This is a genomic window from Methyloversatilis sp. MC4-4 (genome assembly GCF_049843555.1).
Lineage (GTDB): Bacteria > Pseudomonadota > Gammaproteobacteria > Burkholderiales > Rhodocyclaceae > Methyloversatilis > Methyloversatilis discipulorum_B.
Map to the genome: position 1 here is coordinate 677,166 of NZ_JBBHZK010000001.1, position 21,677 is coordinate 698,842.

The window sequence follows — 21,677 nt, forward strand, 5'->3', positions numbered from 1 at the left end:
GAAGAGGTGAAGCCATGAACGTTATGAAGAAGACCCTGGGTCGCGTAACCGGCACGACCCGCGCACTGCTGCTCGGCGCAGCCCTGGGTTGCTGTGCCACCGGCGCACTGGCCGAGGTCGTCACCGTCGGCATCGGCACGCAGAACACCACCACCAACACGGTGACCGGCGGCATCGTCATCAAGGAACTGGGCCTGCTCGAAAAGCACCTGCCGAAGACCGGCAAGTACAAGGACATCCAGTTCAAGTTCGAATGGCAGAACTTCACCTCCGGCCCGCCGGTGACCAACGGCATGGTGGCCAACACGCTGCAGATCGGCATGATGGGCGACTACCCGCTGCTGGTGAATGGCGCCACCTTCCAGGCCAGCCCGGAAACGAAGAGCCGGCTGATCGCACTGATTGCCTACAACGCCGACGGCGCCGGCAACGGCATCGTGGTGCACAAGGATTCGCCCTACTACCAGCTGTCCGACCTGAAGGGCAAGAAGGTGTCGGTGCCCTTCGGCTCGGCCGCGCACGGCATGCTGCTGAAGGCGATGGAGGACAAGGGCTGGAAGAGCGATGTCTGGGAACTGTCGAGCCAGAGCCCGGAAGTCGGCACCTCCAGCCTGCAGGAAAAGCGCATCGATGGTCACGCCGATTTCGTGCCCTTCGCCGAGCTGCTGCCCTACCGCGGTTTCGCACGCAAGATTTTCGACGGCGTCGAAACCAAGGTGCCCACCTTCCACGGCGTCGTCGTGCGCGAGGACTTCGCGAAGAAATATCCGGAGTTCGTCGTCGCTTACATCAAGGCGCTGATGGAGGCGAACGACTGGGTGCGCAAGAACCCGGTCGAGGCGGCCACCAAGATCGAGGAATGGACGCGGGTCGAGAAGGAAGTGGCCTACATGTTCCTCGGCCCGGGCGGCGTGCATACGCTGGACCCGACCATCAAGCCGAAGTGGGTCGAGACGGTGAAGTACGACCACGGCGTGCTGCAGCGCATGGGCCGGGTGAAGGAATTCGACGCCGACGCCTGGGTGGACGAGTCCTACCTGATGCAGGCCTACAAGGAACTGGGGCTGGACTACGCCAAGCAGAAGGCGAGCTTCGCGAGCTACGAAATCTCGGGCACCGACCCGCTGTGCGGCGGCAGCATCGACAAGCCGCGCGAGGCCGGCGAGGTGTGGATCGAAGGCGGCGCGCTGACTGCTTACAAGTCGGCCGAATGCACGCTGGCGGCGGTCAATGCGGCGACCAAGGCGGGCAAGAAGGTGGGCGTGGCCTTCGTGTTCGACCAGAGCTTCAAGATCAAGCTGTTCGCCGACAAGGCCTTCTATTCGCTGGGCGGCAAGGGCGGTGCGGCCATCACGCCCTTCCTGCTGAAGAAGGACGCCGAGGCGCACGCCGCCGCCCATGGCGGAAAGCTCGGCAGCTATGCCGACGCACTCGCCGTCGCCACCGTGAGGAAATGAGCCATGTCGACCGTCATGAGGATGCACTCGATCGATGACGCCGCCCCGCCGGATGCCGCGCCGGCCGACGCACCCGCGCCGGTGCGCGCGGTGGCGCCGGTCGCGGTGCCCGGCGGGGCGCCCGCCGCCCCGGCCACCGCCGCACCGCTCCGGCTGACGCCGGCGCAGCGGCTGGGGCGCACGCTGCGCCGCGAACTGCCTACCTGGGCGCTGAGTGCCCTGTCCATCGTGCTGCTGATCGGTTTCTGGCACCTGGCCACCACCTATCGCTGGGTGTTCTACATCCGCTTCACCAACGTGCCCGGTCCGGTCGAGGTGTTCGGCGATGCGATGAACCTGTTCGGCAACAAGGGCTTCGCGACGCACGTGATGTTGAGCTTGCGCCGCATCATGCTGGGCTTCGCCATCGCCACCGTGCTCGGTGTGACGCTGGGGCTGCTGATCGGGCGTTACCGCCGGGTGCGCAGCCTGCTGTTCCCGGCGATGGAAATCGTGCGCCCGATCCCGGCCATCGCCTGGGTGCCGATCTCCATCATGCTGTGGCCGACCACCGAAACGAGCATCGTGTTCATCACCTTCATCGGTGCCTTCTTCCCCATCCTGCTCAACACCATGCACGGCGTGGCGTCGATGGATGCAGTGCTGGTGCGGGCGGCGCGCTGTCTCGGTGCCACCGAGTTCGCACTGATGACCCAGGTGGTGCTGCGCGGCGCGATGCCGCACATCTTCACCGGTCTGGCGGTCGGCATGGGCGTGGCCTGGGTGTCGCTGATTGCCGCGGAAATGATTTCCGGTCAGTACGGCGTCGGCTACTTCACCTGGGAGGCGTACTCGCTGATCGAGTACTCGAACATCGTCATCGGCATGCTGGTGATCGGCGTGCTCGGCCTCGTATGCAGCGGTGGCATCCGCCTGCTCGGCCGGCTGCTGATGCCGTGGCAGGCGAGCAGTGGAAAGGAGAACTCGCGATGACTGCATCGACCGTACAGACCCGATCGGCCACCGGCCACATCGACATCCGCGACGTGAACATCCGCTTTACGCAGAACGGCGTGCCCTTCGACGCGGTGAAGAACGTGTCACTGGACGTGAAGCCGGGCGAATTCGTGTCCATCGTCGGACCGTCCGGCTGCGGCAAGTCCACGCTGCTGAACATCGTGGCCGGCTTCCTGCGCGCCGATGAAGGCACGGTCACGGTCGATGGCCGTGCCGTGACCGCGCCGGGTGCCGACCGCGGCGTTGTGTTCCAGCAGTACTCGCTGTTCCCCTGGCTCAGCGTGCGGCAGAACGTCGAGTTCGGCCTGAAGATGCAGGGCGTGAGCCGCAGCACGCGCGAAGTGAAGGCGCGCACGCTGCTCGGCCTGGCCGGCCTGCTGTCCTTCGAGAACCACTATCCGGACCAGCTCTCCGGCGGCATGAAGCAGCGCGTCGGCATCGTCCGCGCGCTGGCCACCAGCCCGCAGGTGATGCTGATGGACGAGCCCTTCGGCGCGCTCGATTCGCAGACGCGCGTGGTGATGCAGGAGATCCTGACCAATATGTGGCAGCAGCTGCAGCTGTCGGTGCTGTTCATCACGCACGACATCGAGGAAGCCATCTTCCTGTCCGACAAGATCTACGTGATGACCGCGCGCCCCGGCCGCATCAAGGCGGAAATCCCGGTGCCGCTGCCGCGCCCGCGCACGCCCGACATGACCTCGTCGCCCACTTTCCTCGCGCTGCACCGCCAGCTGAAGGCGCTCATCCGCGAAGAGAGCCTCGCCGCCATGGGTGGAGAACTGAAGGAGGGCGGACTGGCCGGGCACGACTGGCACGTCGGCGCCGAAGGCGTGGGAGCGATGCTGTGAATGCGCTGCCGCGGTCGGTCACCGTGCACAGCGCCTCGCGTCTGCTGCGCATCGAATGGGACGACGGCAGCGAGAGCGCATTGCCGCACGCGCTGCTGCGCGCCCGCTGCCGCTGCGCCTTCTGCACGAAGGCGGCGCGCGCCGGCGTCGCGGCGCCGGATTGCAGCGGCGTCGTGCTGACCGAGGCGCACGCGATGGCGGACGCCGGCCTGAACCTCGTGTTCTCCGACGGCCACCGGCGCGGCATCTATCCGTGGGCCTATCTGCGCGAGCTGGAGGAGGGCGTGTCATGAAGGTGCTGGTGGCGGTGAAGCGGGTGGTCGATCACAACGTGAAGGTGCGTGTGCTGGCCGACGGCAGCGATGTCGACATCGGCAGCGCCAAGCGGGCGATGAACCCGTTCGACGAGATCGCGGTGGAAGAGGCGGTGCGGCTGAAGGAGGCCGGCGTCGCCAGCGAGGTGGTGGTCGTGTCCTGCGGCGTCGCCGCTTGTCAGGACACGCTGCGCAGCGCGCTCGCGATGGGGGCGGACCGCGCCGTGCTGGTCGATACCGCGGCCGAACTTCAACCGCTGGCCGTGGCCCGCCTGCTGCACGCGCTGTGCCAGCGCGAGCAGCCGCAACTGGTGATCTGCGGCAAGCAGGCGATCGACGACGACGCAGGGCAGACCGGCCAGATGCTGGCCGCGCTGCTCGACTGGCCGCAGGCGACCAACGCGTCGAAGCTGCGGCCCGGTGACGGCCACATCGAAGTGACGCGCGAGATCGACGGTGGCAGCGAAGTGCTGGCGCTGACGCTGCCTGCGGTACTCACCACCGACCTGCGCCTGAACGAGCCGCGCTTCGTGTCGCTGCCCAATCTGATGAAGGCGAAGAAGAAGCCGGTCGACAGCGTGACGCCCGAATCGCTGGGCGTCGATGTCGCGCCACGCCTGCGCACGCTGCACATGGCGCCGCCGCCGGCGCGCACACCGGGCGTGCGCGTCGACAGCGTGGCCCAGCTGATGGAACGCCTGCGCGCCGAGGCGCAGGTGATCTGAGGAGAGATGCGATGAAAACCCTGGTGATTGCCGAGCACGACAACGCCGTGCTGCACCCGGTCACGCTGCACGCCGTGACGGCGGCGCTGCAGTTCGGTGGCGAGATCGATCTGCTGGTGGCCGGTCATGACTGCGCCGCCGTGGCCGCGCAGGCGCGCCGGATCGCCGGTGTCGCCCGCGTGCTGCACGCCGACGCCGCGCACTACGCCGATCAGCTGGCCGAGCCGCTGGCCGAACTGCTGCGGTCGGTGCTCGCCGATACGGCGGGTCACTACACGCACGTGGTTGCGGCGGCCGGCGGCTTTGCCCGCAACCTGCTGCCGCGGGTGGCGGCGCGGCTGGGCGTGGCGCCGGTTACCGACGTCGTGCGCATCGAATCGCCCGATACCTTCGTGCGCCCGATCTACGCCGGCAACGTGCTGGCCACCGTACAGTCGCTCGATGCGCTGAAGATGCTCACCGTGCGCGCGACCGCGTTTGCCGCGGCGCCAACCGGCGGCGACTGCCCGGTGTTGCCGCTGGCCGCCGCCGCCGATCCGGCCTGCTCGCGCCTGGTGGCGCGCCAGCGCGTGCAGGGCGGGCGCCCGGATCTGGGCAGCGCGCGCGTCGTGGTGTCGGGCGGTCGTGCTTTGGGCAGCGCCGACAACTTCCGCCGCCTGCTCGAACCGCTGGCCGACACCTTGAACGCAGCCCTCGGCGCCAGCCGCGCCGCGGTCGACGCCGGCTTCGTTGGCAACGACAGCCAGGTCGGCCAGACCGGCCGCGTCGTCGCGCCCGAGCTGTACATCGCGGTGGGCATTTCCGGCGCCATCCAGCACGTGGCCGGCATGAAGGATTCACGCGTCATCGTCGCCATCAACCGGGATGCCGACGCGCCCATCTTCGGCATCGCCGACTATGGGCTGGTGGCGGACATCTTCGAGGCCGTACCGGCGCTGACACAGGCGCTGGCCGGGTGCGGCGAGGGTAATTTTTCCTCCTAAAGCGCCGGGCGGCGTAGCCGAAATAGTGTTCACAACGAGAAAAAGAAATCGGCTTCTCCGGGGAACACATGAAGATATTGCTGGTTGAGGACAGTCGCGCCATGGCGGCTGTCATGTCGGTGCGGCTCGCGTCGTTCGGCTACGAGGTGACGGTGGCCGAGCACGGCGAGGCCGCGGTGGCGCAGTTCGCGCAGCTCGCACCCGACCTCATCCTGATGGATATCGAGATGCCGGTGATGAACGGCTTCGAGGCGACTGCGCGCATCCGTGCGATCGAGGCGACGCAGGACTGGGCATGGACGCCCATCCTCTTCCTCACCGCCTCCGACACGCAGGAAAACCTGATCACCGCGATCGAGGCCGGCGGCGACGACTTCATCGTCAAGTCGGTGCCGGAAGCGGTGCTGCAGGCGAAGATGAAGGCGATGACCCGCATCGCCGCGCTGCGCAAGCGGCTGTCGGTCGCCAACCGGCTGCTGAAGGAACAGGCCAGTCGCGACGGACTTACCGGCCTGAGCAACCGCCGGCACATGGACCTCACCCTGGATCTGGCGTGGAGCGAGGCGCGCGAGAGCGGCCGGCCGTTTGCGCTGCTGATGCTCGACATCGACCATTTCAAGAAATACAACGACCACTACGGCCATCTGGCCGGTGACGACTGCCTGCGCGCGGTCGCTCAGGCCCTGTCGGGTGTGGTCGAGCGCTTCAACGCCGAACGCCTGACCGAAGGCGCTTTCGCCGCCCGCTACGGCGGCGAGGAATTCGCCGTGCTGATGCCGGTGGCCAGCAAGCCGGTCTATGAGCGCATCGCCGAAACGGTGATCGCCGAAGTGCGCGGACTGGCCATTCCGCACGAGCGCAACGCCGACTGGGGCGTGGTCACGACGTCGGTCGGCGGCGCCTTCATCGATGCCGCCGCCGACGAACTGATGCACGTGTTCCGCACCGCTGACGAGCGTCTCTATGCGGCCAAGGAGGCCGGACGCAATCGCGCCGTACTGGTCTGAACCTCAGGTCCGAGCCCGAGGTTCTTACCTGAGGTTCAGGCGGCGCGGGCGCGCAGCGCCTCCAGCAGTCGCCGGCACTCGGCTGCTGCATACAGGCCGCCTACCCATGCCGACGGCAGCGCTGCCATGCCGTTCGCGGCACCGAGCAGCGTGCCGAGCACGACCCCGCGATGGCAGTTGTCGCCACCCATGCGCACGTTGGCGAGCAGTCCGTCGCGCGGTGTGCTGGCGTACTTCACCGCGAGGTACAGCGTTGCGGGCAGCGCATCCTTCAGATAGCAGGCCGGGCTGAACTGCCGCCCGATCACGTCGTCGTCCGCGCGCGTCGCTGCCCAGTCGCGGTAGGGATGCGTCAGCGCCGGGTGGCCGGCGGGCTCGGCGCGCGACAGCGCGTCGTCGATCGTCGCGCCATGCAGCAGATGGAAGGCGAAGTCGGCGTACAGCGCCGCCGCAGCCGCCATCTCCTCGCCCTTGTGCGTCAGATCGACATGCTGGATCACCGCTGCGCGCAGCGCGTCGCGGTCATCGGCGTGGAACAGGATGAGCGGCGCCAGCGTGGCCAGCCCGCCGATGTGGATGTCCACGCCGCCGCAGTCGTCGATTTCCAGCCCCTTGCCGTAGTTGCGGAAGAAGGCGCGGTGGCATTCCTCGACATAGGTGTCGCCGTGCATGCCCGGTGTCAGCATGAAATCGGTGTAGCGGTGCGCGTAGTCGTCGCGGTCATAGTGCCCGCAGGCCAGCAGCGACTCGGCCAGCAGCATGGCGAGGCGCACGTTCAGCGTGTTCTCGCCGGCGTGCAGGAACTGGTGGTAGTGGATGTCGCGCGGGCCGCTCCACCAGCGTGCCTGCTCGTGCAGGATGTCGTCGGTGCTGCCGGTGCAGGTGTACTCGCTGCGCCACAGGAAGCTGTCCGGATGCGGGTTGTGCGGTGGCAGATAGGTGGTGATGTCGCCGTAGTCCTCGGCGATACGGTTGCGCGTGTAGTACCAGTGCACCGGCATCGCCAGCGCGTCGCCGATGAAACCGCCCCACCAGGCGGCGTCGAAGCGGGAAGTGTCGATCATGCGGGGTCTCCGGGGCAGCAGGGCGGGTGCATCTTTTCACGGCACGCGTCGGCGCAGCAACTCGGACAGCGTGATGCACAGCGTCAGCCAGGCCGCGCCGGACGCCATGCCGGCCAGCACGTCGCTGGCGAAATGCACCTGCAGCACGACGCGGCTCACCGCCGTGGTGAGGGCGATTGCCACCGCCGCGAGGACCACCGGCAGGTGCCAGCGCGACGGCAGCAGCCGCAGCAGTACGTAGGCGGCGATGCCCCAGGCGGCCACCGTGCCGGACGCATGGCCGCTCGGGAAGCTCCAGCTGGTTTCGATCGTGAAGCCGTGGTCGTGCACCGGCCGCACACGCTCGAACAGCGCCTTCAGCGACACGTTGAGCAGCGCGTTGCCGGCGATGGCCGCTGCCCAAGTGGCCGCCAGCACGAGGTGTCGCCGCCAGGCCAACAGCAGCGCGCCGCCGATGCCGAGCGCGGTGAGCGTCGCCGTGTCGCCGAAATGAGTCAGGCGCGCGAACACGCGCAGCGTGTCCGCCGGCTGTGTGGCGCTCAGCGCGGTGACCAGCGCGTCGTCGAACTCGGTCAGTGCGTGACCGGCACTGACGGCGCCGGCGATCAGCGCGAAGCTGCCGCCGGCGATGGCGACGCCCAGCGCGCCAGCGCCGGCGATGCGCGCTGCCGATGCCGCGCCGCCCGGGCGCAGCCGGCGCCACGACAGCAGCGTCGAGGCGGCGAGTGCCAGTGCGCCGGCGAGCAGCGCGAAGTACAGCGGCAGCAGGTTGGCGGCAACCGTTTCGGCAAGCAGTGCAGACGTGCTCAGAGAGGCGTGCATGGACGTGCGAGCGTCAGTTGCCGAGCGGCAGCGCACTGAGCGCCGCCATTTCGAATTCGTCGGCCGCGCTGCGGTAGTCCCAGCGCTCGACCGTGCAGATCGCGCGCCCCGCGAGCGTGCGGCGGCGGATCAGATTGACCGAATTGCCGGCGTCGCGCCGCGTGCGACTCGATACCGCAGTGCCTGCCTGCACCGCCCAGCCGCCGCGTCCGCTGCCGTCGAGCGGGCGCACGAAGGGCAGGTGGATGTGTCCGCCCAGCACCAGATCCACCCCGGCCGCCAGCCAGCGGCGCAGCGCTTCGGCATGACCGTGTACGCGGTTGTGTCGCTCGCTGGCGCGGGTGACCGCCACCGGGTGGTGCAGCGCGACCACGCGCAGTGCGCCCGCCGGCGCCTGTTCCAGCCAGCCGGCGGCGCGCTCGATCTGCGCTGCCGACAGCTGGCCGTCGACATGGCGCAGCCGTCGGGTGCTGTCGAGGCCGATCAGGCGCAGGCCGTCGGCGTCGAGCACGGCGTCGTGCGCCTGTCCGAAGGCGCGGCGGTAGTCACGATAGGGGGCGAACAGACGCGCCGGCAGGTTGAACAGCGGAATGTCGTGGTTGCCCGGCAGCACCATCCATTGCGCGATCTGCAGGCTGTCGGTGAAGGCGCGCGCGGAGGAAAACTGCGCGCGACGTGCGCGCTGCGTGATGTCGCCGCTCAGCAGCAGTACCTGTGGGCGCTGCGCATGGGCGAGCCGGCGCAGCGCCTCGCACACCTGCGGACGCTCGGTGCCGAAATGGGTGTCCGATATCTGCAGCAGCAGTGCGCTCATCCGTCCGCCCCGTCGGCCGGGACGATCAGCGGCAGCGCATCGGGAATGACGCGGAACTCGAGCGGGGTGCGCATCCAGCCGACCTCGCCGTCGGTGGCAATCTTGATGCGGCCGCCGCGCCGACCGCGTCGCAGCACGCTGAGGCGCAGCGTTTCGAAGCTGAAGCTCTGCACCTCGTCGGCGTCGCCCAGGCGGCCAAAAGCGCCGCGCGCCAGCAGCCACAGCATGGCCAGCCGGCCGGTCGGGCGCAGCGCCAGCGCGGCCAGCCGGCCTTCGTCCAGCGCGGCGGCCTCGGCGATGCCGATCTGTTCGAGCTGCAGCCGGTTGTTGCCGACGAACAGCGTCGACGTGTGCAGCGTCTGCAGCCGGCCGGCGTGTTCCATTTCCAGCGTCATCCGGCGATGTCCGCGCAGCAGCGTAGCCAGGCCCGCCCACAGCGCGACGATGCGGCTGCGGCCGAACTGCTGTTTCCATTCCTCGCGGTTCTCCAGCAGCGCCGGATAGAGGCCGAGGCTGGCGTTGACCAGGAAGATGCGCTCGTTTACCCAGCCGACCTGCACGCGTCGTATGCGACCGGTCAGCAGCAGGCGCGTCGCCTCCGCCGTATCCGCCGGAATGCCGTATTCGCGCGAGAAGTAGTTGAAGGTGCCCTGCGGCAGCACGCCGAACGCAACGCCGCTGCCGACCACCACCTGCGCCACCGCGTTGATCGTGCCGTCGCCGCCGGCGGCGACCACGATGCCCTTCTGGATGCGCGCCTCCTGCACCGCCTGCCAGGCGACGGTATGCAGCCGGCGCGCGTCCTCGACGTAGAGGATGCGGTGCGCGCGACCGACTCCGGACAGCACCGATTCGATGGTTTCGCGCGTGCGCTCGGCGTCGCTGCTGCCGGAACCGGCATTGAGCACGATGAACAGCGGTGCGTCGGCAGAAGGAGAGGACTGGGGCATCGGAGAGGGGAGCGGATGACGGACCGGCTGCATCTTAGGCAGACCGCGCCCGGCGATCAGCCGGACGATTCCGACAGCCGCGCCCGCGCCGCCTCGTAAGCCTGCAGGTGCGAGCAGGCCAGATCGAGCTTGGGCAGCGACACCGACTGTGCGTCGGCACGCCGGCACAGGTCACCGAGAATGTGATCGGCTTCGGTGCGCGCGCCGCGCAGCACGTCGCGCAGCATGGAAGCGGTGAGGGTCGAGCCGGCTTCGGTCAGCTGTGCGCGGTAGCCGGCCATGCGCTGCGCGGCCGGAGCGCGGCCGCAGGCGGCGGCGACCGCCGCGCCTTCCTCCAGCATGCCTTCGATCAGCGCGCGGCCGGCCCGCGTGTCGAGGATGTCGCCGATCGAGGCGCGCATCAGGCAGGTGGCGCCGGCCAGCGTCGCGATGAACACCAGCTTGTCCCACATGTCCTGTTCGATGTCGGCCGACACCGTGTAGTCGGGTGAAATGCCGGCGAGCAGGCCGCCCAGCGCGTCGATGCCGGCCGACTGAGACCGGTGGCGGGCGCCGATGATGAGGCGCTGGCTTGCATTCAGGTGGCGGATGCCGCCGCTCTCGTCGAGCGTCAGCGCGAGATGGGCGACGCCGCCGGCCACGCGCTCGCGGCCGAAGCGCGCGTCCAGCAGATCGAGGTGGGCGATGCCGTTGAGCAAGGGCAGCACGACGGTCTGCGGCCCGACCGCCCGCGCGATGGCGTCGAGTGCGGACGCCAGGTCGTAGGCCTTGCACGACAGCAGCACCAGATCGAAAGGGGTGTCGACGGCGGTCAGCAGCGCCGGCGTCAGCTGCAGGTCGCCGAAGGGGCTCCACACGCGCAGCCGGTGTTCGCGCAGATGTTCGGCGCGCGCCGGCCGCACGAGGAAGGTGATGTCGGCACCGGCCTGCTGCAGTCGGGCGCCGAAGTAGCCGCCAATCCCACCGGCACCCAGTATCAGTATGCGCATCGTTGTCACTCCAGAACGGGGCGCTACAGCATAAGCCGCGCCGGCGCAGGCCGGGGCGGGTGTGGCCGGGCTGTGCCGGTCGCCGCACCGGTACATTGCATTGCGCCGGGTGCGGCGATCAGCCGCTCAGCTTCTTCATCAGTTCACGTACGGCGCCGACCCGGCTGTCGAGGTCGGGACTGGATCGCTTCCACGACAGTCTGTCCTGTCCGGCCAGCTTGAAGTTCCGGTCCTTCTGCACCAGCTGGATGATGCGTATCGGCTCGATCGGCGGGTTGGGGCAGAAAGTGATCAGGATCAGCGTTTCGTGCGCGTCGATCTTGGTGATGCCCAGCGGCCGGGCGGCGATGCGCAGGCGGTGCGTTTCGAGCAGTGCGCGGGTCTGGTCGGGCATCGGACCGAAGCGGTCCACCAGTTCTTCGCGCAGGCCACCCAGTTCGTCGTCGGTTTCACAGTTGGCCAGTCGCTTGTACAGCGTGAGCCGCTCGTGCACATCCGGGCAGTACTTGGTCGGCAGCAGGGCCGGCGTGTGCAGATTGATTTCCGACACGATGTCCAGCGGCTGCGTGAGGTCGGCTTCCTCGCCCTTCTGCAGCGCCTTCACCGCGCTCTTCAGCATTTCGGTGTAGAGGTTGAAGCCCACTTCCTGCATTTCGCCGGACTGCGAATCGCCCAGCACCTCGCCGGCGCCGCGGATTTCCAGGTCATGCATGGCAAGGAAGAAGCCGGAGCCCAGCTCTTCCATCATCTGGATCGCTTCGAGGCGACGGCGGCCCTGTTCGGTCGGCTTGGCGTGCGCGTCGGTCAGCAGGTAGGCGTAAGCCTGGTGATGGCTGCGGCCGACGCGGCCGCGCAACTGGTGCAGCTGGGCCAGACCGAAGCGGTCGGCGCGGTTGATGATGATGGTGTTGGCGTTCGGGTTGTCGATGCCGGTTTCGATGATGGTGGTACACAGCAGCACATTGTGCTTCCGCTGCGTGAACTCGCGCATCACGCGCTCCAGTTCGCGCTCCGGCAGCTGGCCGTGGCCGACCACGATGCGCGCTTCCGGCAGCAGGTCGGCCAGCCGCGTCTTCATTTCCTCGATGGTGTCGACCTCGTTGTGCAGGAAGTACACCTGGCCGCCACGCTTGAACTCGCGCAGCACTGCCTCGCGGATCAGTCCGCGCGACCACGGGCTGACGAAAGTCTTGATCGCCAGCCGCTTCTGCGGCGCGGTGGCGATGACCGAGAAGTCGCGGATGCCTTCGAGCGACATGGCCAGCGTGCGCGGAATCGGCGTCGCGGTCAGCGTGAGCACGTCGACTTCGGCGCGCAGCGCCTTCAGCGCCTCCTTCTGACGCACGCCGAAGCGGTGTTCCTCGTCGATGATGACCAGGCCGAGACGGGCGAACTTCACGTCCTTCTGCAGCAGGCGGTGGGTGCCGATCAGCACGTCGATCTTGCCTTCGGCCGCCTCCTTCAGCGCCTGCGTCTGTTCCTTCGCGCTCTTGAAGCGCGAAATCTCGGCGATGCGCGCCGGCCACTCGTGCGCCACCTGGGCGAAGCGGTCGGAGAAGGTCTGGTAGTGCTGTTCGGCCAGCAGCGTGGTCGGCGCCAGCACGGCGACCTGCTTGCCGTCGGCCACCGCGACGAAGGCGGCGCGCAGCGCGACCTCCGTCTTGCCGAAGCCGACGTCGCCGCATACGAGTCGGTCCATCGGCCGGCCGGAGGTCATGTCGCCGACCACCGCGCTGATCGCGTTGAGCTGGTCCGGCGTTTCCTCGAAACCGAAACCTTCGGCAAAGGCGTCCATGTCGTGCTGCCTGAAGCCGAAGGTGTGGCCCTTGCGCGCCGAGCGCTGCGCGTACAGCGCCAGCAGTTCGGCGGCGGTGTCGCGCACCTGCGCGGCGGCCTTCTTCTTCGCCTTTTCCCACTGGCCGGAGCCGAGCTTGTGCAGCGTGATCTGGTCGCCGGGCGCACCGCTGTAGCGGCTGATCTGGTGCAGCTGCGACACCGGCACGTAGAGTTTGTCGCCGTCGGCGTATTCCAGATGCAGGAACTCGGTCTCGCCTTCGCCGAGGTCCATGTGCATCAGGCCGATGTAGCGGCCGATGCCGTGCTGCAGATGAACCACGGGGTCGCCCACCTTCAGTTCGGTGAGATCGCGCAGGAAGTTCTCTGCGGTCACCTTGCGGCCGTCGCGCTTGCTGCGCGCGCGGGCCTGCGACGGGTAGAGCTCGCTTTCGGTGACCAGCGCAATCGATGGCGAGGTCAGCGCGAAGCCTTCGGCCAGCGGGCCGGTGGCGATCAGCAGGCGTGCCTCGCTCGCCAGCGCCGCGTCGAAGCTGTCGCAGGCGGCGTTGGCCAAGCCGTATTCGGTGAAGTAGTCGGTCAGCGTTTCGCGCCGGCCCGCCGATTCGGCCACCACCAGCACGCGCTGCGCGGCGACCAGCGCGCGCAGCCGGAACAGCGGGTCGTCCGACTTGCGCTCGACGGCAAGGTCGGGCAGCGGCGTGACCGCGGCCACTTCGTCGCCGCGGCCGAGGCGCACGATGGGGCGGTTGGCCAACGATACGTGGAACTGTTCTTCCGACAGGAACAGGTCCGGCGGCGGCAGTATCGGCCGCGCCCGTTCGCCCTTCATCAGGTCGAAGCGGCTTTTCGTGTCGCGCCAGAAGTCGGCGATCGCGTCATTGACCTCGTAATCGAGCGCCACGACGGCGTTGGCCGGCAGGTAGTCGAACAGCGTGTCGGTGCGCTCGAAGAACAGCGGGATGTAGTACTCGATGCCGGCGCTGGGCACGCCGTTGGACACGTCCTTGTAGATGACCGACTTCGACGGATCGCCCTCGAAGGTTTCGCGGAAGCGCGACCTGAAGGCGGCGCGCGCCTTGTCGTCCATCGGGAATTCGCGCGCCGGCAGCAGCCGAATTTCCTGCGTCGGGAAAACGGTGCGCTGAGTGTCGACGTCGAAGGTGCGGATGCTTTCGACCTCGTCGTCGAAGAGGTCGATGCGGTAGGGCAGGGCGGAGCCGGTCGGGTAGAGGTCGACCAGGCCGCCGCGCACGCTGTATTCGCCCGGCGCGACCACCTGGGTGACCGCGCTGTAGCCGGCCACGGTGAGCTGCAGGCGCAGGCCCTCGACGTCCAGCTTCGCCCCCTGCTTGACGAAGAAGGTGTGGGCCGCCAGGTATTCGCGCGGCGCGAGACGGTAGAGCGCGGTCGAGGCGGGTACCACCAGCACGTCCAGTTCGCCGCGCATCAGTGCGTACAGCGTTTCCAGCCGCTCCGACACCAGGTCTGCGTGCGGCGAGAACTGGTCGTAGGGCAGGGTTTCCCAGTCCGGCAGCTGGAATGAACGCAGGGCTGGGGCGAACCAGCGCAGTTCGTCGAGCAGGCGCTGGGCGTCCATCGGACGCGCGGCAACGACCACCAGCGGGGCGCCCAGCTCGCGTGCAAGCTCGGACAGCGCGAGCGCCTGGGCGCCGCCCGGCAGCTTCGGCCAGTCGGTGCGGCCACCGGGGCGTGGGCGGGGAAGACGGGACAGCAGGGAGGGCGATGAAGTCATGTGCGGGTAGAGCAGTGGGGCGCTCGAACGTTCGGGCGCCGCCGGTGACGGCAGAGGCGCGATTATCCCGGAAACCGGTTGCGCCGCCTCGCCCGCTTCATTCGCGATCGGGGTACTCGTCGTACTTGCGCGCGTCGCCGCGCACCCGGTCGGCGGGGTACTTCTGGCGATTCAGCGCCATCTTGTCGGCCACCGCAGCCGGCAGGTCGATGTCCAGCACGTCGGCCAGACGCACCAGATAGACCAGCACGTCGGCCAGTTCGTGGCCGACCGCGATGCGCTTGTCGTCGGCCAGTTCGCGGCCGGTGGGCAGCCACTGGAAGTGCTCCATCACCTCGGCGGCTTCGATGCTCATCGCCATCGCCAGATTCTTCGGCGTATGGAACTGCGCCCAGTCGCGTTCATCGACGAACTGGCGGATCAGGTCGCGCAGGGCGGACAGGTCGGTGGTGTCGGTGTGCGACGGCATGGCGTGATCGAAGTAACGGAGGTGTGTGATTGTTGCAAAACTCCATCCTTGCGTCGCCGTCAAGACTTGATCTTGCAAATGGTGCGGCGCAGTATCGGCAGCGTCTTCCCACCGATTCCCCTGATGACCCAGGCCACTCAAGAGCCGAAAGCCCTTGCGCCGCTGATGCTTGCCGCACTCGGCGTCGTGTTCGGCGACATCGGTACCAGCCCGCTCTACGCCTTCAAGGAAGCCTTCGCCGGATCGCACGGACTGCCGCTGTCGGAGGCCAATGTGCTGGCCACGCTGTCGGCGCTGTTCTGGGCGGTCACGCTGATCATTTCGTTCAAGTACGTGTTCATCGTGCTGCGCTTCGACAACGAGGGCGAGGGTGGCGCGCTGGCGCTGGCTTCGCTGGCGCAGCGTTCGGCGCGCACCGGCGTACGTCGCCGCGTTGCGGCGGTCACCGCAGCCGGCGTGTTCGCCGCCGCGATGTTCTACGGTGACGCGGTGATCACGCCGGCGATTTCGGTGCTGTCGGCGGTCGAAGGCATTGCCGTGGTGACGCCCACTCTGGAGCACTGGGTCGAACCGATCACCATCGTCATCCTGGTCCTGCTGTTCTGCGTGCAGCGCACCGGTACGGCTGTCGTGGGGCGTTTCTTCGGGCCGATCACCATCGTCTGGTTCGCCGTGCTGGCGCTGCTGGGTGCATCGAGCATCGCGCAGACGCCCGAGGTGTTGCGCGCGCTGAACCCGGCCTACGCCGTCTCGTTCGCGATCGACACGCCGGGGCAGGCCTTCCTGCTGCTCGGTGCGGTCTTCCTTGCGCTGACCGGTGGCGAGGCGCTGTATGCCGACATGGGGCATTTCGGCCGGCGCCCGGTGCGGCTGGCCTGGTATTTCATCGTGTCGCCGGCGCTGCTGATCAACTACTTCGGTCAGGGCGCGCTGGTGCTGCGCGCGTCCGAGGCCGTCAGCAATCCCTTCTTCATGCTGGCCCCCGAGGACTGGCGGCTGCCGCTGGTCGCGCTGGCGACGATGGCCACCGTGATCGCGTCGCAGGCGACAATTTCCGGCGCCTTCTCGATCACCGCCCAGGCGACGCGCCTGGGTTACCTGCCGCGCCTGCGTCAGCTGCACACCTCGGACACCGAACGCGGACAGGTCTACATACCCGCGGTGAACTGGATGATGCTGGTCGCCGTGGTCGTGCTGGTGCTCGAGTTCGACACGTCGAGCGAACTGGCGGCGGCCTACGGCATCGCGGTGTCGGGCGACATGATCATCACGACGCTGCTGATGCTGTTCATCACGACCATGTCGCAGCGTCGCCTGAAGACGCTGCTGCTCGCCGTGCTCGGCGTCTTCCTGGTGGTCGAGATGCTGTTCTTCGCGTCCAACCTGACCAAGTTCATGGCCGGTGGCTGGCTGCCCATGCTGCTCGGCGGTGCGCTGTTCACGATGCTTACGACGTGGAAGCAGGGGACTGCGCTGATCACCCGCGAACGCCGGCGCATCAACATCCCGATGGCCGACTTCATCGGCGGACCGCCGCTGGACGTTCCGCGTGTGCCGGGCACGGCGATCTACCTGACGTCCGATACGGAAACGGTGCCCAGTGCGCTGTTCCACAATCTGAAGCACTTCAAGGTGCTGCATGAGCGCGTGTTCTTCCTGCACGTGATGATCGAGGATGTGCCGCGCGTGCCGGACATCGACCGCATCGAAGTGCACAAGCTCGGTGGCGAGCACTACACGGTGGAGGCGCGCTACGGCTTCCGCGAGGAACCGGACATTCCGAAGGCGCTCGCCGCGCTGGCCGATCTGGGCCTCGAACTGGAGCCGATGAGCACCACCTATTTCGTCGCCCGCGCGACCGTGGTCGAAGGCCAGGGTGACGACCTGCAGTCGTGGCGGCGTGCGCTGTTCGGCTGGATGATGCGGCAGTCAGAAGGGCCGGCGAACTATTTCCACCTGCCGCCGAATCAGGTGGTCGAGCTGGGGACGCAGATCAGTCTCTGAACGGCTGCGGCGGCTGCGGGCAATTTTCCCGGCCGCACCGGCCGGGGCTTCCGCCGGAACTGCGACGCACTGACAATGCCGAACCTCGCGGAGGCCGATGCGCCTCCAGCCTGCTTCACCCCTCGCACAGGAAAACAACGATGCGCTATACCCGCACCGCGATGTCGCTGCACTGGCTGATCGCGCTGATGCTGTTCGGCATGTTCGGCTTCGGCCTCTACATGGTCGAACTGCCGCTGTCACCGCAGAAGCTGAAGTTCTACTCGTATCACAAGTGGGCCGGCGTCACCGTGTTCCTGCTGGTGCTCGCGCGCCTTGCCTGGCGCATTACGCACCGGCCGCCCGCACTGCCCGCGGACATTCCGGCCTGGCAGGTGACGGCGGCGAAGGCCGGCCATCATCTGCTCTATCTGCTGATGGTGATCGTGCCGCTGTCCGGCTGGCTGATGAGTTCGGCCAAGGGCTTCCAGACCGTCTGGTTCGGCGTGCTGCCGCTGCCCGATCTGCTGTCCAAGGACGAGGCGCTGGGCGAGGCGCTGCTGCTGACGCACCGGCTGCTGAACTGGTTCTTCATGCTGGTGGTGGCGGGCCACGTGTTGGCCGCGCTGAAGCATCACTTCATCGATCGCGACGGGCTGCTGTCGCGCATGCTGCCCGGGCGCTGATCAGCGGGCGCCGGGCGGCAGCCAGACCTGTGCCGGGTCGAGCGCATAGCTCCACGGCAGGCCCGCATTCTTCCACCCATTGACGGTGCGCTTGCCGCGCTCGGCGCCGCTGTCCGCGGTGTCGCCCTCGAAACCGTCGATCACCGTCCATACCCGGGTGAAACCGGCCGCGGCCAGCGCATTGACGGCGCGCGCCGTGCGGTCGCCGGAGCGGCAGATGAGCACGATGTCGGCGTTGCGGTCCAGTCCCTTGGCCTGCAGGCGCTGTTCGACCGAGCGGATGAATTCAGGGTTCTTGTGCAGCGTGAAGCGGCGCGACTTGGCGTCGAAGTGGTCGAAGTCGACCAGCATGAAGGGCACGTTGGCGTCCATGCCGGCCGGCACGCCGACATAGCTCACCTCGGCCTGGGTACGCACGTCGAGGAAGAGCGTGCCGCCGGGGTTTTCGCTCAGCATGCGGTGCGCCTCGGCCGAGGTCAGATAGCGGTCCAGCACCGTGCGCTTGTCCGGCGGCACGGCGGCGGGATCGATGGCGTAGGCGCTGCTGCATGCGTACAGCGCGAGTGCAAGGAAGATTGATCGCATCGAGGACTCCTTCGCGGGGATCGCCGCGCAGGGAGGCGGCGATCAGGCCACGCTGAGGCGCGGCTTGCCACGCAGTCGACTGCGCAGCGGGCGGTCGAGTTCTGCCAGACGCGCGGTCAGCGTATCCATCAGCTTGTCGCGCGATACCGATTTGGCGACGAAGCAGCTGGCGCCGGCGTCCATCGCTGCGCGTTGCCAGGCCGGGTCCTCGATGCCCGACAGCATCACGATGACCAGCTTGTCGGCGCTGTAGTGTTCGCGCAGCGCCTTGCAGGTGGCGACGCCGTCCATGCCCTGCATCAGTCCGTCGAGCAGCAGCACGTGCGGGCATTGCTGGCCCACCATCAGCAGCGCCTGCTCGCCGCTCTCCGCCTCGCGGATGTGCGTGCAGCCGGCGCCTTCGAGCGAGCGGCGCATCAGGAAGCGTTCCGCCTCGTCGTCGTCGACGATCAGGATGTCCAGCGCGTCGGGCAGTGCGCCCTGCGCGCCTTCGCTGTCCAGGCTGCATTCGAGTACGCGACGCGCCGACTCGAGCTGCATGCGGCTGGCGATCGGCACCAGCGTGGTGGCGAGCGCCCAGTCCTTTTCCAGCGCGGCGGCTTCGAGCCGACGCATCGTGTCGTGCAGGTCGAAGGCCTGCGCATGCACGGCCAGCGACTTCAGCGTGTGGGCGGCGCGGCGCAGCGTGTTCTCGTCGCGCTCGCGCAGCGCTTCCTGCATGGCCAGCACGTTGCGCTGCGATTCCTTCTCGTACAGCGCAGCGAAGCGGGCACGGTCCTGCTGGTTGATCGCGTCGATCGAGATCGACTGCGTGCCGGACACCGCGTTGTCCGGCAGCCACTTGCGCACGATGGCGTACAGGTCGTCTTCGCGGAAGGGCTTGGCCAGGTAGTCGTCCATGCCGGCGGCGATGCAGTTCTCGCGGTCGCCGTCGTTGGCGCCGGCGGTCAGCGCGATCAGCGGCGTGGCCGGCAGGCCGACCAGGCGTTCGCGATCGCGGATGCGTTCGCAGGCTTCGAAGCCATCCATGCCGGGCATCTGGCAGTCCATCAGCACGAGGTCGAAGCGGGCGTGCTCAAGCTCCTGCAGCGCCTGTCGACCGTCGCGCGCCAGCGTGCAGCGCAGGCCGAAGGCCTCAAGCATGTGGGAGGCGACTTCGGCATTGACCGGGCTGTCCTCGACCAGCAGCACGCTGCCGGACAGTCGCGGCAAGGTGGGCAGCGACAGGCTGTTCTGCGCTTCCTCGATGCCGGTCGATACCACCTTGCACGGCAGCGACAGTGTGAAGGTGGAGCCTATGCCCTGGGCGCTGCGCAGCGTCACCGAGCCGCCGAGCATTTCGGCCAGCTGACGCGAAATCGCCAGCCCGAGGCCGGTGCCGCCGAAGCGGCGCGAGGCAGTGTTGTCTGCCTGGGCGAAGGCGTCGAAGATGCGTGCCTGGTCGTCGTGCGCGATGCCGATGCCGGTATCGCGGACCGACATGACCATGCGCACGGAACCGCTGGTCGGGCGGTCGTGCAGCATCAGGTCGTCGTCCATCGAGTGCGCGCGCAGCGTGACGAACACGCCGCCGTGGTCGGTGAACTTGATGGCGTTGCCGATCAGGTTGACAGCGATCTGGCGCAGGCGACCGGGGTCGCCCTCGATGCGGCCCGGTACCGCGTCGTCGACGTCGAGTGCCAGTGTCAGGTTCTTTTCACGTGCCTGGGCGCCGAGCAGCTCGGTCACTTCGCGCAGCGTGCGCCGCGGGTCGAACTCGCTGCGCACGAGGTCGAAGCGGCCGGCTTCGATCTTCGACAGATCGAGAATGTCGTTCAGCAGATCGAGCAGGTTTTCGCCCGAGCGGTAAAGCGTTTCCAGGTAGCGCCGCTGCTCGCCGTTCAGTTCGCTGCGCAGCAGCAGCTGCGCCATGCCCAGCACGCCATTCATCGGCGTGCGGATTTCGTGGCTCATGTTCGCCAGGAACTGGCTCTTCGCCTGGTTGGCCTGTTCGGCGTTCTCCTTCGCTTCCTCGTTTTCCTGCGCCACCTTGGCGTGGTGCAGGCGCAGCCGGATGAACTCGGCGGTGTTGCGCTGGAAGCGACGGGCGTTGACGACGGCGATCATCAGGAACAGCAGGATGAAGCCGCCCAGCACCTCGCGCTCCGGCTCGGGCGAGCGCAGATAGAAATAGGCGGTGGGGAGCAGTGTGGGCAGCGCCATGCACAGATAGGCCTTCCACATGCCGGTCAGCGAGAACAGCCCGACGGCGGACACGGCCACCAGGCAGAGCGGCACCACCATTTCGTAGGGATGTCCCGGCGGCGGCATCAGGAACACGCCGAGCGACCCCCAGGCGGAGCCGGCGGCGAGCACGCCGAGCATGAACAGCCACTTCCAGATCAGCGTCTCGTTGATGCCCGGCGACACGTGGCGCCAGGCCAGGATGAGACCGTAACGACCGACGTTCACGACCACCATCGCCACCAGCCAGACGCTGAGCGCGCGCGGATCGACGATGTTGTGCAGAACGCCCCAGATCAGGCTGGCCAGCACGATGGCCATCAGCAGCGTGAAGGGCGTCAGCCGGTAGGCGAGCGCCACCAGTTCCGCCTCGACCTGGCGTTCCGTGCCTTCATTGCGCGGTGTGGTGCCGTGTGACAGAAGAGTGGTGGGCATGACCGGCTCAGCTCGTAGGGCAGTCGGCCGCGAGGCCCGATGAGAAGGAGTAGTTCCGGTTCACGACTGTGGGCACGGTTTCTTTAACCGGCAGGCCGTGATGCGGCGCCGCATTCACTGTCCGTAGCTCCCGAACTTGACCAGCACGCGCGCCATTTCGGCGTCGTCGATCAGCTGCGGCGTGCCGATCTGCAGTGCGCGCCAGTACTGTTCGCACAGGGTTTCGAATTCGACCGCCAGCGCGACCGCCTGAGCCAGATCGCGGCCGAACACCAGCATGCCGTGGTTGGCCATCAGGCAGGCACAGCGCCCGTCGAGTGCGTCGATCACCGCGTCGGACAGCGCCTGTTCGCCGAAGGTGGCGTAGCGCGCGCAGCGCACCGTGGCGCCACCGAAGCGCGCAATCATGTAGTGGAACGGGGGAATGTCTGCACCGACGCAGGCGAGCGCGGTGGCGAAGGGGGCGTGCGTGTGAACGACCGCACCGGCTTCGGGCCGGGCCTGATAAATGTCGCGATGGATGCGCCATTCCGAGGACGGCTTGAGCCGGCCTGCGAAACCGCCGTCCTGGTCGACCAGAACCATGTCGTCCGGCGTGCACGCATCCGGTTCGAGTCCGCTCGGTGTGATCAGGAATGCGGTGCCGCGGCGCGCGCTGACATTGCCAGCCGCACCGCGGTTCAGTCCGCACGCTTCCAACCGGCGAGCCGCAGAGTGCACGTCGGCGCCGCTGACCTCAGTCATCAGGGTGTGCCCCTGTATTGTGGAGTGCCG

Annotated in this window: 19 protein-coding genes; 9 read left to right on the forward strand and 10 right to left on the reverse strand. The window is 67.9% G+C overall.

Annotated features, from left to right (window positions below; all coding sequences use genetic code 11):
- The first annotated feature begins 14 nt into the window (after nt 1-14).
- The 7 genes from WDZ97_RS03150 to WDZ97_RS03180 all read left to right on the forward strand — a co-directional run bounded on the left by WDZ97_RS03150 (nt 15) and on the right by WDZ97_RS03180 (nt 6,333).
- Nucleotides 15-1,457, forward strand: a complete 1,443-nt coding sequence (locus WDZ97_RS03150; protein ID WP_029143736.1) for an ABC transporter substrate-binding protein — start codon at nt 15-17, stop codon at nt 1,455-1,457.
- Nucleotides 1,458-1,460: 3 nt separating this feature from the next.
- The gene (locus tag WDZ97_RS03155) at nt 1,461-2,429 is read left to right on the forward strand and encodes an ABC transporter permease (RefSeq protein WP_304003820.1); all 969 of its coding nucleotides are present in this window, start codon (nt 1,461-1,463) and stop codon (nt 2,427-2,429) included.
- On the forward strand, nt 2,426-3,304 hold the full coding sequence (locus WDZ97_RS03160; protein ID WP_425761764.1) for an ABC transporter ATP-binding protein: 879 nt from the start codon (nt 2,426-2,428) through the stop codon (nt 3,302-3,304). Before WDZ97_RS03155 ends, WDZ97_RS03160 begins: the two co-directional genes overlap by 4 nt.
- A complete protein-coding gene (locus WDZ97_RS03165; protein WP_304003819.1) occupies nt 3,301-3,597 on the forward strand; it encodes a DUF971 domain-containing protein in 297 nt (98 codons plus the stop codon). Before WDZ97_RS03160 ends, WDZ97_RS03165 begins: the two co-directional genes overlap by 4 nt.
- Complete coding sequence (locus WDZ97_RS03170) at nt 3,594-4,343, forward strand: electron transfer flavoprotein subunit beta/FixA family protein (protein WP_304003818.1); 750 nt, start codon at nt 3,594-3,596, stop codon at nt 4,341-4,343. The genes WDZ97_RS03165 and WDZ97_RS03170 overlap by 4 nt, the downstream gene beginning before the upstream one ends.
- An 11-nt stretch (nt 4,344-4,354) precedes the next feature.
- On the forward strand, nt 4,355-5,326 hold the full coding sequence (locus WDZ97_RS03175; protein ID WP_425761765.1) for an electron transfer flavoprotein subunit alpha/FixB family protein: 972 nt from the start codon (nt 4,355-4,357) through the stop codon (nt 5,324-5,326).
- Between the two features lie 68 nt (nt 5,327-5,394).
- Nucleotides 5,395-6,333 (forward strand): GGDEF domain-containing response regulator, encoded by a 939-nt coding sequence (locus WDZ97_RS03180; RefSeq protein ID WP_425761766.1) that lies wholly within the window; start codon nt 5,395-5,397, stop codon nt 6,331-6,333.
- 35 nt (nt 6,334-6,368) lie between these two features.
- On the opposite strand, the gene WDZ97_RS03185 is transcribed toward WDZ97_RS03180, so the two are convergent.
- The 7 genes from WDZ97_RS03185 to WDZ97_RS03215 form a co-directional block, all read right to left on the reverse strand.
- Complete coding sequence (locus WDZ97_RS03185; RefSeq protein WP_425761767.1) at nt 6,369-7,397, reverse strand: ADP-ribosylglycohydrolase family protein; 1,029 nt, start codon at nt 7,395-7,397, stop codon at nt 6,369-6,371.
- A gap of 36 nt (nt 7,398-7,433) precedes the next feature.
- Nucleotides 7,434-8,219, reverse strand: a complete 786-nt coding sequence (locus tag WDZ97_RS03190) for a phosphatase PAP2 family protein (RefSeq protein WP_341928935.1) — start codon at nt 8,217-8,219, stop codon at nt 7,434-7,436.
- 13 nt (nt 8,220-8,232) lie between these two features.
- Nucleotides 8,233-9,033: a metallophosphoesterase family protein gene (locus tag WDZ97_RS03195; RefSeq protein ID WP_425761768.1), complete on the reverse strand. Its 801-nt coding sequence runs from the start codon at nt 9,031-9,033 to the stop codon at nt 8,233-8,235.
- Nucleotides 9,030-9,983 (reverse strand): diacylglycerol/lipid kinase family protein, encoded by a 954-nt coding sequence (locus tag WDZ97_RS03200; RefSeq protein ID WP_341928933.1) that lies wholly within the window; start codon nt 9,981-9,983, stop codon nt 9,030-9,032. The genes WDZ97_RS03195 and WDZ97_RS03200 overlap by 4 nt, the downstream gene beginning before the upstream one ends.
- A gap of 56 nt (nt 9,984-10,039) precedes the next feature.
- Nucleotides 10,040-10,972 (reverse strand): 2-dehydropantoate 2-reductase, encoded by a 933-nt coding sequence (locus WDZ97_RS03205; RefSeq protein WP_425761769.1) that lies wholly within the window; start codon nt 10,970-10,972, stop codon nt 10,040-10,042.
- A 118-nt stretch (nt 10,973-11,090) separates the two neighbouring features.
- A complete protein-coding gene (gene mfd / locus WDZ97_RS03210) occupies nt 11,091-14,522 on the reverse strand; it encodes a transcription-repair coupling factor (RefSeq protein WP_425761770.1) in 3,432 nt (1,143 codons plus the stop codon).
- 97 nt (nt 14,523-14,619) lie between these two features.
- A complete protein-coding gene (locus WDZ97_RS03215; protein WP_425761771.1) occupies nt 14,620-14,991 on the reverse strand; it encodes a nucleotide pyrophosphohydrolase in 372 nt (123 codons plus the stop codon).
- A gap of 123 nt (nt 14,992-15,114) precedes the next feature.
- On the opposite strand from WDZ97_RS03215, the gene WDZ97_RS03220 reads away from it, so the two are divergent.
- Both WDZ97_RS03220 and WDZ97_RS03225 read left to right on the forward strand, forming a co-directional pair.
- Nucleotides 15,115-16,995: a potassium transporter Kup gene (locus WDZ97_RS03220; protein WP_304003808.1), complete on the forward strand. Its 1,881-nt coding sequence runs from the start codon at nt 15,115-15,117 to the stop codon at nt 16,993-16,995.
- Nucleotides 16,996-17,135: 140 nt separating this feature from the next.
- Nucleotides 17,136-17,660: a cytochrome b gene (locus WDZ97_RS03225; protein ID WP_304003807.1), complete on the forward strand. Its 525-nt coding sequence runs from the start codon at nt 17,136-17,138 to the stop codon at nt 17,658-17,660.
- Here the strand turns inward: WDZ97_RS03225 and WDZ97_RS03230 are convergent, their stop codons facing one another.
- From WDZ97_RS03230 to WDZ97_RS03240, 3 genes are all read right to left on the reverse strand, one after another.
- Entirely contained in the window at nt 17,661-18,245 is a 585-nt protein-coding gene (locus tag WDZ97_RS03230; protein ID WP_425761772.1) for a rhodanese-like domain-containing protein, read from the reverse strand. It lies immediately after the preceding gene.
- A gap of 42 nt (nt 18,246-18,287) precedes the next feature.
- Complete coding sequence (locus WDZ97_RS03235) at nt 18,288-20,903, reverse strand: response regulator (protein ID WP_304003805.1); 2,616 nt, start codon at nt 20,901-20,903, stop codon at nt 18,288-18,290.
- Between the two features lie 114 nt (nt 20,904-21,017).
- Nucleotides 21,018-21,647 carry a class II aldolase/adducin family protein gene (locus WDZ97_RS03240; protein ID WP_425761773.1) on the reverse strand — a complete coding sequence of 210 codons (630 nt, stop codon included), beginning with the start codon at nt 21,645-21,647 and terminating at the stop codon, nt 21,018-21,020.
- Nucleotides 21,648-21,677: the final 30 nt, after the last annotated feature.